This is a genomic window from Paenibacillus allorhizoplanae (assembly GCF_927798215.1).
Classification (GTDB): Bacteria; Bacillota; Bacilli; order Paenibacillales; family NBRC-103111; genus Paenibacillus_E; species Paenibacillus_E allorhizoplanae.
In genome coordinates this window covers 1-13924 of sequence record NZ_CAKMMW010000028.1, presented here as the reverse complement: position 1 = coordinate 13924, position 13924 = coordinate 1, and the positions used below count along the sequence as shown (strand labels likewise).

Sequence of the window (13924 nt, the reverse complement as noted above, 5' to 3'; positions counted from 1 at the left end):
CTTTTATCGTTTGGAAAGGAATCGTCACTACGATGGATATTCGCCAACTTCGCTATTTCATCGCAATCGCTGAAGAGAAGCAAATTACAGCTGCCGCCCAAAGATTGCACATGACACAACCCCCGCTAGGACAACAATTGAAGCTCATGGAGCAAGAGCTCGGCGTCGAGCTTATTCTACGAACAGGTAAAGTCATCGAACTGACCGAAGCCGGACAGGCCTTATATAAGCACGCCCTACATTTAACGAAGCTTATCGAGGAAGCGGAGAATGATGTAAAAGAGATCGGCAAAGGTACGCGCGGCAAGTTAAGAATAGGCGTTAACACACTGTCCTCGGCCCAACTGCCGCAATTGCTGCGTATTTTTAAAACCCGCTATCCAGAGGTTACGTATAAAATACAACAGAATGAATCTGCGCAGCTGCTTCGGCTTATTCGAGAACATACCATCGAGCTTGCTATCATCCGGCTCCCGATGGAATTAAGTGATTTTGAAGTCATCCAGCTGCAATCTGAACCGTTTTATTTCGTTACAGCTAAGTCCTTCGCGTCGGAATCACAGGCATTCACTTACGCTGATATTCATCGTTATCCGCTCATTTTGCCTAGTACAGAGGGGCTTGGGCTGTATCATAGTATCATCGATCAATTCACCGAACGCGGCTTGCAGCCTAACGTAATCGGGGAATGTTCCGATATGGTCACGCTATTGGACTGGGTATCCTCTGGGGATGCAACTACGATTGTACCGGAATCCATTGTTAAATTGCATCGCGAATATGCGTTCCAAGCTTATGAAATCGCAGACAGTCAGCTCAAATTAGCAACCGGATTAATATGGCTGAAGGATCGCCATGTATCCAATGCAGCCCAGCATTTTATCGAGCTTATGCAAGAAGCTCAATAACATTAGCGTGTTTGTTTGGGGCTATCCCCTGGCATAGGACAAAGAAAAAAGAGGCCCTTAGGCCTCCCTCATACGATTAGAAAACGTGATAATGACTGGCAATGCTCGCAGTGCTCAGGCGGTGCCCAGTGGGCAAAGTGGGTTTTCTGCAAATCCACCACATCTGGCGCTTCCTCATACTCATCAACAAATTCATCTATGGCTATTTCCACATGATCTTTACAAACGACATGCATGTTTAGTACCTCTCATCCGCTGGCGGCTCTGTAGATTTCTATTCTTTCACTTGACCCTGTTCTTACACTTACGCTTCCACTACTTATCCGTCGCCTCAACCAACGTCAACACCGTCGTCAGCTTCTTCCCGCCGCGATAGTACACCACGTTGATCTTATCGCCGATCTTCTTCTCGTTGTAAAGATACTTCCTAAGCCCTATCGTGCTCTCAATCTTTCGATCATCCAACTGCACGATCACATCTTGCGCCTTCAATCCCGCTTCCTTCGCAGGTCCTGACACATCAAAGACGATAACTCCAGTTTTGACATCTGCAGGTAGCTTTAATACATCCGTCCCTTTAAATGCTTGCAGCTCCTGCGTCGACACACCAATCAACGGTCGTTTCACCTTGTGGTCCTTGATGAGACTATCAATAATCGGTGTCACACTATTAATCGGGATTGCAAATCCTAATCCTTCAACGCCTGTGTCCGAAATCTTCATCGAATTGATGCCGATCACTTTGCCCTCGATATTGACCAGAGGTCCCCCGCTGTTGCCTTGGTTAATCGCGGCATCCGTTTGGATGACATCCATTTCCCAGTCATAATCGGTGCCTTCCCGCGAAAGCGAGACAGGTATCGTCCGCTTCGGGGAAGAAACGATGCCTTGCGTCACGGTTGGCGAGAAGCCAAGACCTAACGGATTGCCCACGGCAATCGCCATTTCGCCCGCTCTTAGTTTGTCGGAATCGCCGAACTCAGCAAGTATTTTCACATCTTTGCCATCCGCCTCTAATACAGCCAGATCGGTAATCCGATCGCGGCCAACCAACGTCGCTTTGCGGTGCTCGCCTTCGAAGTTCACGATTTCGAATTGGTTTCCGTTCTCCACAACATGGCTATTCGTCACAATGCGAACTTTATCCCCGCTGCGTGCGAACATGACGCCTGATCCGATGCCAATGCCCGTTTCTTGCCCCGCATCGTCCTTCTTTGAAGAGATAACACTGACCACGGCTGGTTTTATTTTGTCCGTTGCCGCAACAACCGAATCATTGCTATTCATCGGATGTACGTCCGCTTTGGCCACTACAGGAATCGCAAGTGCGTTTTCTGATGAGGTACTTCCGCCAATAGCGTGAACGATTCCTACCACGATGAGCATGCCTATTGCCCCAATGAATCCTGCGATGAGGGCTACATACCGTCTTCGACCAGCGATGTTTGTGAAACTCGTGAAATTCCCTGTCCCTTTGGGACGCCAAACCGGCTCGCGCCTTCTGGACCTTTTGGTCGAATAAAAATCATCATCAAACAAACTCATTTCAGGTCCCTCCTCGCTGACGGGGTTTGAAGCTCACTCGCCTTGCTTTATTTCAAACCATGGATGGGTCTCGAACACATCGTCGCCCTGTGATTGGTTTTTTGCAAAATATAAGATGTATCTGTTTCACTTTATACGATTCTTATATTTTTCGATAAACGCTCCTATCCAAGTTGGATGGTGTAATCGTTTATTTCAAATAATAGGAATGTTTCACTCGCTTCTTGCCTACAATAATAGTAAACCAAATCTCTCACCGAATTACTAGAGTATTAGGAAACTTTAGTAGACCTTATTTTAAAGGAGAATGCCACTATGAACCGTATTCCATCTCATTTTGAAGAAATTAATATGATTGGTAAGCTTGCAGACCTTAAGGAAAGCCACTATCACCAGTCGCTCGTCCTCTCATCTCTCATTCAGGTGTTGATTGATAAAGGTCTTATCACCGCACAAGAAATCCAGCTCAAGTCCCAGGAACTCGACGCTGCACTTACTCCGAATCCAATACATCCCATTTCGTAGAACGGTCAAAATACGTATCCATCAGCCGCAGCTGTTTCGCCTCGGGCGCTCGCTCTTGTACTATGCTATTCACGGTTAGCCTGGCCAAATCCATTAAGTTATGATCACGGCTAAGGTGCGCCATATAGACAGATTTCGTCTTATTCGTCATGATATCACAGAGCGCTTCCCCTGCGGCTTCGTTGGATAAATGTCCCTTGTCTCCGAGAATGCGTCGCTTAATGCTCCATGGGTAATGCCCCACGCGCAGCATGTCCACATCATGGTTCGTTTCCAGAACCAAGGCATCCGAATCCGAGATCTTTTCCTTCACCTTTTCGCTCATATATCCGAGATCCGTTACAACACTTAACTTCTGTTCGCCTTCATAAAAGACGTAACCCACCGGCTCCGCCGCATCATGCGAAATCCCGAAGGATTCCACTTTCATAGAACCGAACTCCTCTAAGCCGCCTGTCTCCATCACACGCTTGTTGCCTTCGGCGATCACACCAATTTGACGATCTAACTCCACCCACGTCTTCTCATTGGCGTATATCGGCACATCATATTTCCGAGCGAACGCACCGAGTCCCTTAATATGGTCAGAATGCTCGTGCGTGACGAGAATGCCGTCAATACTACTCGCGGCGAGTTCCCGCTCCTTCATTAACAGCTCCATCTTCTTCGCACTGAAGCCTACGTCAACTAGCAGCTTAACCTCACCGTTGTCGACAACCGTTGCATTCCCCGTTGAACCACTTGATAACACCGTAAATCGAATTCCCATCTTCCCTACTCCTCTATGCCTACCTGTGTGCCAGTTGGTTATTCCTTGTTATTGTTACTTCTTCGGCGTGTTCTTTGCACCTGTGGCTGGAGAAGCAGTGGATGCCTCTCCATCACCTTTCAGACCAAAGGGTGTAAGCGCAGCCCCCTTCTCCACCGCACCATTGAAGGCTTGTAAATAATAAATATCTCCGTTATCAATCGTTACCCGCCAGTGCGGATACATAGGCTGTGTTTGCGAGTTATAAGGTTGTCCGTGATACCCCAACCGAACCTCGGTAATGATGGAACCATCGCTTAAATAATTGTCCACCAAGCTGCGGACCGCTAATTGGGCCGAAATCATCTTCTGCTCCGTCTGTTCTACCTCTGATTCTACTTCAACGAAAGCTTGACGGTAACTGGTAATTTCTCCATTTTTCTCATTCAACTCGACCATCACATCAAAAAGTGGAATCTTGCCATACAATTGCGAGAATACATAGATTCCGTCTCGACTAATCGCTGAGTCTAGCTGATACATCGTGAAGTTAGGAATCTCCGAAAGCGTCTGAACTTCCTTACTTGCGCCTTTACCGAGCAGCGCACTCATGTATATTGGTGTTTTGAGCGTTTTCTCCTCGCCCGGCTTGATACTATCATCATATTTCACCGTGATGACTTTCAACTTAGGCGGATCTGATGGAAGCTCGTCCGTAAGCCGAATATTTTTATTGCGGAGCGCACGGTTCAAATCCTCCACAGTACTAGATGGATCCAAAGATACGCCAGTCTGATTGGAACGATTGGTGGACCACAGCTGGAAGCCGAGAATCATATTCAACAGTAAAAATGAAGCGATCAAAATCGTCTTGGCCCTACTCCAATTCATAATCTCACCAACCAATCCCTGTCATTCTGTTTATTCAATAAAATCATAGGTACCATCACGCAGCTCTATAGCCCACGTACTTGTTAATGTTACTGTCTTATCCGAAATAACCGGACGATACGCTGGGAATATAGAAACGATGCTAGAGCGACGTTGATAGTACTGTAAGCGTTGCTCTATGGCTTCGCCTGACATCAATTCATTCTCTTTGCGTTGCCCCGATTTCAGATCAGGAATCACCATGGACCGTTCGAATCCTGAGATAACACCTTTCTGCACTTGCATGTTCATCGTTCCAAAACCTTCTGGCTGTGCGGTTACAATCGGAAGTGATTCATAGTACTGGCGGAATATGAACGTCTGGTTGTCCAGTTGTTTCTCTGGGGTGCGGGCTACCATATATTTGCCGTCCCAACCAATATGCTGATTGATAAATTTGATGCCAGCCATCAAATCTTCCAACACCTCGGTTTTACTAGCCGCTGGTGCTACCGGATCGAAATACGTCACCCACCGTTGGTCTCGATTCAGTTGAAAGCCACGCTTGCTATCCGTGTAGATCTCCGACCCATCCCGTTCCTTCAGATAGCGCGTAATGCCAGGGTCTACGAATAAACTTTGCTTCAATTGATCCGCCGTTAGCTGGGTATACGTGAATGTAAAGCTAGGTAGATGGAGCGATTTCAACGGTAGATAATAATCGCCGCCATTCATCGTCTTGTATAAATTGCTTGGCTCCCCATAGGCCACGAAATTCTCAACGTCTTTACTCGTGAAATCCGCCCCAATGACTTCATAACCAACACCTGGCGAATCCGTGAAAAAGAATGCGCGAACCTCATCATTCGTCCCTTTGGAGTAGATCCAAATCTTCGTTATTTTATCATTTTCAACGGGCATTTCACCTTCAATTCGGAATAGCTGCTGCAGAATGGAGAAGGGAATCCCTTCCCGGAATCGAATCTCCACACCAAGCTGCTTGGTCCGAACTTCTTCCCAGTTCACATTGACGAGATACATGGACGTCTTGCGAAAGCCTTTGAAGCTACGTTGCTTAATATTATCCAGCAATCTGGTGTAGTAGTAATTACTTGGGTACAACACGGAATGCTGCTGATTTCCTAAGTGAATGATCAGTTGATCCGGGAATAGCATGTCAGATAGCTCCGCTTGCTTACCGAGCGTCTCTGTTTGTACATAGTTGCTTTGCCTTATCGGCTCGATCTTCGGAGGGCTGTAAGAAGCTAGGATAAAGCTCTGATACAAGCTTGTTCCAATCAATAGAACGAGCAGGACCGATTTCAGGCTCTCTATCATACTTCCCCCTCCTCTTCCTGCCTAATAGGCAACGTAAATACGACGCGCGTTCCTTGACCCAACTCTGACTCTAAGGCAATCGTTCCACCATGTGCTTTCACTATTTCCCGGGCAATGGACAGACCTAAACCAGTCCCCCCCATGTTGCGAGAGCGTGCTTTATCAACGCGATAGAACCGGTCGAAAATCCGAGAAAGATCCTTCTTCGGAATCCCCATTCCGTTATCTTGCACGGATATTTCCAGCATCTCTTTATCTATCTTGCGAGCTTCCAAGCGAATGGTACCTTCATCACCGGTATATTTAATCGCATTGGATACCAAATTATCGAGCACCTGATCAATCTTATCCCGATCAAGCAGTAAACTGGTTACACCATGTTCCACGTGTAACATAATTCGAATTTTCCGTTGCTGCAGCTGAAAAGAAAACCGGTCCGCGACCTCCTCCAGCATTTCGCTGACGAGCGTCGAGGACTTGCTCATCATCGACTGCTTCGAATCCAGTCGCGACAGATGCAAGAGATCCGTCACCAAGCGGATCATCCGCTCGGTTTCGCTGCGTGTCACGCTGATGAAGCGTGAGGCGAGCTGAGGCTCCTCGATCGCTCCGTCATCGAGCGCCTCGAGGTAGCTCTTGATCGTCGTCAACGGCGTGCGCAGCTCATGCGACACGTTCGCTACGAACTCTCGTCTGGCCTGCTCCAGCTTCTCCTGATCCGTTACGTCCTGCAGCACCGCAATGATCCCATGCTGGCCCTCGCCTCGCTTATGAATCGGCGTAAAAGTAATACGAACCGACAATTGTTCATCCTCGTCGTCAGGCAGTTGAATATCCAGCAATGTCGTATTTACTTGCCCGGTGACCAAGCCGCGGATCGTATCTATCGGAATCCCGATGACTTCGGATATATCCAATCCTAGCGTTGTTTCTTCTTCCACTTGCAAAATTTGCTTCGCCCGGCGATTCAATACGATGACTTGTCCTCTATCATCCGTAGCGATAACGCCATCATTCATATTCGTTAGAATGGAAGCAAGCTTCTCCTTCTCTTCTTCATTGAGCGAGAGCGCCTCTTTCAGTCGATTCATCATAAAATTAAAGGTCTGCCCCAGCTGCCCGATCTCATCAGTCCCTTGAATGATGACCTGTTGATCAAAATTCCCCTCAGCTACTGCAGTTGCCTGCTTCGTAATCTCTTTAATAGGGTTCGTAATCGTACTCGTTAGGAGAACACCTAATAAGGCAGTCAAGCCCAGCGCAATCAACGTCGCCGAAATGAGAATCCGGTTAATGGAACGAATCGTTTTGTACACATCTTCCATGGAGGCAATAATGTACACCGCCCCTAAGACACGAGCTCCGCTGCCGACTGGCTTTGCGATAATGACCTTCCGATACCCATCCTCGTCCGTGAAGATCCGCTGATTATCCTTAATCCCTTGTAGGGCCCGAATGACTTCCGGCTGTGTATTTTTTTGCTTCAAATGACTCGCAACCGACGTGGAGATCACGTTACCATTCGCATCAATGATTTGAATTTCCGCATTATTAATGGAAAAAAGATTGCTCACGAATTCATTTAAATCCGCGTAGGTTTTCTTACCCTCGGTCGCATTCTTGCTCTCCTGGTCCCCCGTCAAATACGATTCAACGAAGCCAGCAAGCAGCGTGACCTGACTATTGCGGGATGCTAGGAAATCATTCTTAAAATATGTTTCTACTGTCTTATAGAAATACACCCCAATGAGCTGCATCGCGATCAGAATCAGCAGAACATAAATAATAATTAGCTTCGCTTGAATCGATTGAAAGAAGCGGATGCCCTTCATGTTCAGAAGCCTCCGGCTTTAGGACTGCGCATCAAATAGCCGAGACCCCTGCGCGTCATGATATATTCGGGACGACTTGGATCTGTCTCCAGCTTCTCGCGCAGGCGGCGAATCGTCACATCGACGGTCCGTACGTCGCCGAAGTACTCAAATCCCCACACCGCTTGCAGCAGGTGTTCACGGGTCATCACTTTGCCTGAGTTTTTGGCCAAATATTGAATGAGCTCGAACTCCCGATGTGTCAGATCAAGGGGTGTTCCATCCTTGTAAACCATGTACATGTCGTTATCGATAAAAAGCGCATGAATGCGCATCCCATTGCGCTGCGCCTCCGGCTCGTTCGGTGCCGTTTGCACCTTTGTTTGTCTGCGTAGGTGCGCCTTTACTCGGGCCAGCAGTTCTCTGGTGCCGAATGGCTTCGTCACATAGTCGTCTGCGCCCATCTCTAAGCCCAGCACCTTGTCCAGCTCGGTATCCTTCGCTGTCAGCATAATAATCGGCGTATTGAGCTTAGAACGCACCTCACGGCATACATCCATGCCATCCTTCACAGGCAGCATGAGATCAAGCAGGATCAGGTCCGGCTGCTCCGAGAACGCAAGCTCTACAGCGCTTCCACCATCGTATGCACAGATGACCTGGTAGCCCTCTTTCTCCAGGTTAAACTTCAAAATATCTGCAATTGGTTGTTCGTCATCCACCACGAGAATTTTCCCAAACATGTGACCACCGCCTACTATAAAGTAACTGACGCTGACACGCCTGATCGCGTGCCACTGCCAGAGTTAGATCCATTTTTTCAGCCCAGTTATTTCCTACATACTCTTCTTTATTTTAACATACATTGAATGAAAAAGAGACAAGGCCCCCGAGTTGTCCGGTTCGACCTTGCCTCTTATCTCTAATTAACGGTTCAAATATTTTAAAGGATTTTCCAAGCTACCGCTGCTGTGGATTTCAAAATGCAAATGCACACCAGTAGAGTCGCCCGTGCTCCCCATAATTCCAATTTTCTCGCCCTTTTCGACGATGGTGCCTGACTTCGTAGTAATTTGACTTAAATGTCCATAAAGTGTTTCATATCCGTTGAGATGGTTAATAATAATATAATTGCCGTAATCTGACTTGTAGCCCGTTTCGATGACTTTGCCATTATCTGCTGCCATAATATTTCTGTTACCTGTGATGTCGATGCCCTTATGTAACTTGCCCCAACGATAACCGAATGTACTTGAGATACTAGGAGAAATAACAGGCCAAGCGAACTTCCCTGTACCTTCACCTTTGATGACTTTCGTCCCTTTTTTCACCTTGGCAGTGACGGGTTGATCAATGATTTCTTCATTCACGACTTGCTCTTCGGTCATTAAACCATCGACCTTCGTCACTTGAATCGTTACTTTCTTAAGCCCATTCTTTCCTGGTGAAATCGGTTGGACGACGCCTAAGCGCATCGAATCGTCTTTCACATACTCGGTATCGTATTGAATCTCTTGATTCTTTACGATTTTCTCCGTCGTTTTCACAGAAAGCGTTGGCTTCAGCACGGTAACGTCCAATTGATTCCCGATTTTAAGCTTATCATCTTGAATGCCTGGGTTATTATCATAAATAAATTGCTTGGTGATGCCTAATTTCTTCGCAATACAAGAAACACAGTCACCTTCAACAACGGTGTACTTCGCTGGTGCAACATTGCCAGTTTGTAAGGTCTTCACGACATCTTCTGGCTTGGCTAACTCCGTTGGATCGATAGGAACTTCCTCTTTATCGATTTTTTGAACGAATTCCACCTTTTCAAGCTCGGATGGTGCTGTTGAGATATCCTCACCTAGACCGGTAGATAAGGCAGCTACTTTTTCGCTATTCTTCCCTTTGGGTGTAAATGGTTCGCTGACTTGATTCAGAATCTGATCGGCTGTTGCCTGGTCCTTCACAATCGCTACCGTCTTGCCATCCACTTTCAGTGCCACACCCACAGGTTGCGGTATGAGCAATTGATCCAAGGAGGAAATAACAGCAGAATCGTCCGTTTTCATATTGTAAGCCCTTTCAGACGTGTAGGTGATTCCGTCTGTTTTGAGCACGACATGAACATCTGGAAAATTCTTCTGAACATCTAACGGTTTGTTCTTCTTATATTCATCAATTATCTTAGTATCGCTTACGATACCCACTTCTTGATTGTTAAGCATCACATGATAAACTTCGTCCATGCCCGCTTCTACATACTCATGTCCGGCAAACGTAATCACTCCCGTAAGTGCAATAACACCTACGCCTACTGCAAGAGACCATTTATGTCGTTTGATTACCGTTAGTGTCGTGGATGTCTGAACATCGACTGGCTGAACTTCCTCTAGCTGCTTGTCTGATAATGATTCATTTCCGGTCAAGCTTTCTCGCTTAGGCGTGAATCTCTTAACGAGATCCATGACAAAACGCATTCCCCTGAAACCTGTCATGATCTTCTCCCTTTGAACGGTTTTGCATCCCTAGTAATACTCGTAGATGCATAAATAAACCTTGATTAGACATAATATCCATTATGTTGTCTTTCTTTTGTTAAATTTAACACACTTTCCGTGCCTATTTCAACAAAATACTCGATCACCATGTGATAGATTCGTGTCCACCACCAAAAGAAGCCGCTAAAAGTCTATTTTTTTGTACGAAATCCCAACTGATTTGCCTGCTAGTTAAGAGAATTGACGAAAAGGCATGAAACTTAGAAGGGAAGCTACGGATTGAGATCCATTGGTCAGCAACTTCCCCTGAGCCTAGTACTTATTTAATATATCTGTTAATTGTGATAGCTCTTTGTCGCTCAAATATTTCTTAAGTGTCGCATTGACTTCATCAAGTTCTTGCGTAGTAATCCCATCTTCCAGGATCGCGGATAGTGTCTGCACCTCAGTCTGCGGCAGCTTAGCGACAACAAGTGAAAATATTTTCATTTTATCATCGCTCGAGAGGGCTTCTTTCTTTTTCGCAAAATCCTCTGTGGACATGACAAGCTCCTTCTTCTCGCTCTCCTCCGTTCGAGCGCTTCCCATCACGGCTATCGCATCATCTTGATTCACAGTCGGTGTGTCTACACCGCCGCTTGACGAACTAATTCCGCCTACAGGTTGTTGATCATTCGGATTTGGACTTGAACTCGGGCTTGGAAACGCCCCTGACGGGTTGGGACTAGGAGTTGGCGAAGGCTTCGTCGTTGGGCTTTCTCCTGCTGCAGCCGTCTTCCCCCCGTCTTTCCCCTTAACTATATTCAGCTCGCCCGCCAATCTTGACGCAAATTCACCAAATTGAATCTTTTTACCCATCGCGGGTAGCTGATATTGTCGAAATATATCCTCCACGTACATGTTCACCACGTACCATGTTGTAAACATCGTAATTGATGTAATAAGGACGGTACTTATGACGATTTTACTTAACCAAGTTAATAGTTTCATACGACTTATATCACTCCTAACATTGCTTACGGCTAGATATGCTTCTCCTCCCAGTATGGACGAAAACCCTGCCATTATATCCCTGTAGGCAAAAAGAAAAATCCCCTAAGCTGCGAAAGCAGCCTAGAGGATTGTTTAGGTTATCTATGATTTAAGCGTAGATAGGACGAACCAAATTCGTTTGTTCACGGTTACGGCCTACGGAGAAGATTGCGATCGGGATGCCTGTAAGCTGAGATACACGCTCTACATAGTGTCTTGCGTTCTCTGGCAAATCACTCAGCGTACGAGCTTCAGAAACATCTTCTGTCCAACCTGGAAGCTCTTCGTATACGGCTTCGCACTCGGAGATAGCTTTCAAACTCGCTGGGTAGTGCTCAATCAACTCACCGCGGTACATGTAGCCTGTGCAAATTTTGACCGTTTCTAGACCTGTCAGAACGTCAATGGAGTTCAAGGACAAGCCCGTGATGCCGCTAACGCGTCTTGCGTGACGCACAACAACACTGTCGAACCAGCCAACACGACGCGGACGACCTGTTACCGTTCCGTATTCGAAGCCTTTTTCACGAATCCAAGCGCCGATTTCATTATCCAATTCCGTTGGGAAAGGACCGTCGCCGACACGTGTCGTATAGGCTTTAGCCACACCGATGATGTTGTGAATCTTCGTCGGGCCTACGCCTGAACCGATACACACACCGCCAGCTGTTGGGTTGGAAGAAGTAACATACGGGTATGTCCCTTGATCGATATCCAACATAACGCCTTGCGCACCTTCGAACAACACTCTGCGACCTTGGTCGATATATTCGTTAAGGATAACGGATGTGTCTTTCACGTATGGACGAATGATTTCTGCGTACGCCAGGTATTCTTTGAGGATTGGCTCCACATCAAGACCTGTCGAACCGTAGACTTGCTCGATCAATACGTTTTTCTCAGCAACGATACGGCGAAGCTTCAATTCGAACTCTTCCGCATCCATCAAATCCGCGATACGAATACCGTTACGAGCTGCTTTATCCATATAACAAGGGCCGATCCCTTTGCGGGTCGTACCGATTTTGCTATCACCTTTACGATCTTCTTCCAGACCGTCAAGCACCAAATGATACGGCATAATAACATGCGCGCGATCACTGATATTCAGGTTCGTTGTTGTAAAACCATTATCATGAATGTAATTAATTTCTTCAATGAGTGCAGCCGGATTAATAACCATCCCATTCCCGATCACACAAGCTTTATCTCTGTAAAAAATACCGGAAGGAATCATCGTCAGCTTGTACTTTTTCCCGCTGATAATGATCGTATGGCCTGCATTGTTACCACCTTGGTAACGCGCAACAACCTCAGCAGATTCCGCTAAGAAATCCGTGATTTTACCTTTCCCTTCATCTCCCCATTGCGTACCGACAACAACAACCGTTGACATATGCACTTACCTCCGTACGGTGACTAGTCACCCATAATGAGCCGTTATGGCTGTAAGACCACAGAGGAAAGTTGGACTTCATTAAAGCGCTAAAGCGTTCAGCGTCCATTGCACTTTCCCTCTGGCGATTCTGGTGATGCAACTACCTCTATTCACTGCTACACGCGGCAACAGACAAGAGAGCTAACTCTCACTTACTCACCGCAAAGGAACATCTGGTCTCTTTCGGCAGTGATCTGCAGGAAGGAAACCCACCCTTCGGCATGAAAAAACGACCTTATTTCGAGTTACCTGCCTGGGGCCGGCTTGTCGATCAAGGTTTTTTCACCGTCTTTAGTTTAGCAGTCCCCCATGCCAAAGTCAATGAAAAACGAACGATTATAGGGGTGTCTGTATAATTGTTCGGAAATTACGCAAACTATTTCGTTGCTGCCATTAAAAGAAGGGAAACCTCTGTCATTGCCAGTTTCACAGGCATTCTGTTCTCCATAAGATTCCTCTTGAGGGCATATTTTATGTCACTTGCTGGAGAAAAATACTTTATAGGCGTAACCACGTATAGTGATGTTTTTCATGCTTACAGCATGTGTACCCGACACATTCAACCTGAAACTCAGCTGTAACGATGCTTTTCATCACTATTGCGACACTGTCTCGGATTCCGCCGACTGTAATGATGCTTTTCATGCATGCAGCGCATCGACGGCTCCCCCCCCCATATGAGTAGTGAGTAATAAGGACATAATATGGAGTTATGAGTGTAATTTGGAGAGTGGTGAGGGTAAAGAGAAGAATGTGGCGAGGTGGAGTAATGTGAAGTAGGAGGAGAATGTGGAGTAATATAGCAAGGTAGGTAGTGGAGGTAACCTATGTATTGCCCGATGGAGTATGGTTGTTTTGATTTTCTAAGAACTCTCAAGCTCATGTCCTCTACCCCGGTCAAAAATGCATAAAAGCACTTTTCGAATGGGTTTCCCCCTTCGTTATTGTAAATTGATGCAGATAGGCATCAATTTGGAGTGATTTCAGGAGATTATCATGAAATACATTAAAAAGGTTGCCTATTTGCACGCATTTACCAATCCTAACCAAAAATTTGTAAAAAGGTTGTATTTTTGCATTTTTGAGAGATGGGAGAGGTAGTAGAGAGAGAAGTGTCAATCCATCACTCCGCGCTGCCCCAACCGCCCTCGAAGTGCCCCGCCTACCTGCACTCCGCCAGTGCAAACGTGCCCATTTACCGCATAGCTACGACTACCAGC

12 protein-coding genes are annotated in these 13924 nt (G+C 46.5%); 2 read left to right on the top strand and 10 right to left on the bottom strand.

All coding sequences use genetic code 11. The features are described 5' to 3' along the window. Positions 1 to 32: 32 nt before the first annotated feature. Positions 33 to 908 carry a LysR family transcriptional regulator gene (locus L6I86_RS30270; protein ID WP_236292259.1) on the top strand — a complete coding sequence of 292 codons (876 nt, stop codon included), beginning with the start codon at positions 33 to 35 and terminating at the stop codon, positions 906 to 908. Positions 909 to 976: 68 nt separating this feature from the next. Here L6I86_RS30270 and L6I86_RS30265 read toward each other — a convergent pair whose 3' ends face one another. Continuing rightward, positions 977 to 1144: a CxxH/CxxC protein gene (locus tag L6I86_RS30265; protein WP_063795715.1), complete on the bottom strand. Its 168-nt coding sequence runs from the start codon at positions 1142 to 1144 to the stop codon at positions 977 to 979. Positions 1145 to 1223: 79 nt separating this feature from the next. After that, the gene (locus L6I86_RS30260; protein WP_236292257.1) at positions 1224 to 2453 is read right to left on the bottom strand and encodes a S1C family serine protease; all 1230 of its coding nucleotides are present in this window, start codon (positions 2451 to 2453) and stop codon (positions 1224 to 1226) included. Between the two features lie 315 nt (positions 2454 to 2768). Here L6I86_RS30260 and L6I86_RS30255 point away from each other — a divergent pair, with 315 nt between their 5' ends. Beyond that, the gene (locus L6I86_RS30255) at positions 2769 to 2978 is read left to right on the top strand and encodes a hypothetical protein (protein ID WP_056622608.1); all 210 of its coding nucleotides are present in this window, start codon (positions 2769 to 2771) and stop codon (positions 2976 to 2978) included. Here L6I86_RS30255 and L6I86_RS30250 read toward each other — a convergent pair. The 8 genes from L6I86_RS30250 to L6I86_RS30215 form a co-directional block, all read right to left on the bottom strand. Next, positions 2947 to 3747, bottom strand: coding sequence for an MBL fold metallo-hydrolase (locus L6I86_RS30250; RefSeq protein ID WP_236292256.1), 801 nt, complete (start codon positions 3745 to 3747; stop codon positions 2947 to 2949). The genes L6I86_RS30255 and L6I86_RS30250 overlap by 32 nt on opposite strands. 54 nt (positions 3748 to 3801) lie before the next feature. After that, complete coding sequence (gene yycI / locus L6I86_RS30245; protein WP_236292254.1) at positions 3802 to 4617, bottom strand: two-component system regulatory protein YycI; 816 nt, start codon at positions 4615 to 4617, stop codon at positions 3802 to 3804. A 30-nt stretch (positions 4618 to 4647) separates the two neighbouring features. Further along, positions 4648 to 5934: a YycH family regulatory protein gene (locus tag L6I86_RS30240; RefSeq protein WP_236292252.1), complete on the bottom strand. Its 1287-nt coding sequence runs from the start codon at positions 5932 to 5934 to the stop codon at positions 4648 to 4650. After that, a complete protein-coding gene (gene walK, locus L6I86_RS30235; RefSeq protein WP_236292250.1) occupies positions 5931 to 7766 on the bottom strand; it encodes a cell wall metabolism sensor histidine kinase WalK in 1836 nt (611 codons plus the stop codon). Before walK ends, L6I86_RS30240 begins: the two co-directional genes overlap by 4 nt. 2 nt (positions 7767 to 7768) lie before the next feature. Continuing rightward, positions 7769 to 8488, bottom strand: coding sequence for a response regulator YycF (gene yycF / locus L6I86_RS30230; protein WP_056622616.1), 720 nt, complete (start codon positions 8486 to 8488; stop codon positions 7769 to 7771). 183 nt (positions 8489 to 8671) lie between these two features. Continuing rightward, positions 8672 to 10213 carry a peptidoglycan DD-metalloendopeptidase family protein gene (locus L6I86_RS30225; protein WP_236292248.1) on the bottom strand — a complete coding sequence of 514 codons (1542 nt, stop codon included), beginning with the start codon at positions 10211 to 10213 and terminating at the stop codon, positions 8672 to 8674. A gap of 333 nt (positions 10214 to 10546) precedes the next feature. Beyond that, the gene (locus L6I86_RS30220; RefSeq protein WP_236292246.1) at positions 10547 to 11224 is read right to left on the bottom strand and encodes a hypothetical protein; all 678 of its coding nucleotides are present in this window, start codon (positions 11222 to 11224) and stop codon (positions 10547 to 10549) included. 151 nt (positions 11225 to 11375) lie between these two features. Continuing rightward, positions 11376 to 12662: an adenylosuccinate synthase gene (locus L6I86_RS30215; protein ID WP_028557210.1), complete on the bottom strand. Its 1287-nt coding sequence runs from the start codon at positions 12660 to 12662 to the stop codon at positions 11376 to 11378. Between the last annotated feature and the right edge of the window lie 1262 nt (positions 12663 to 13924).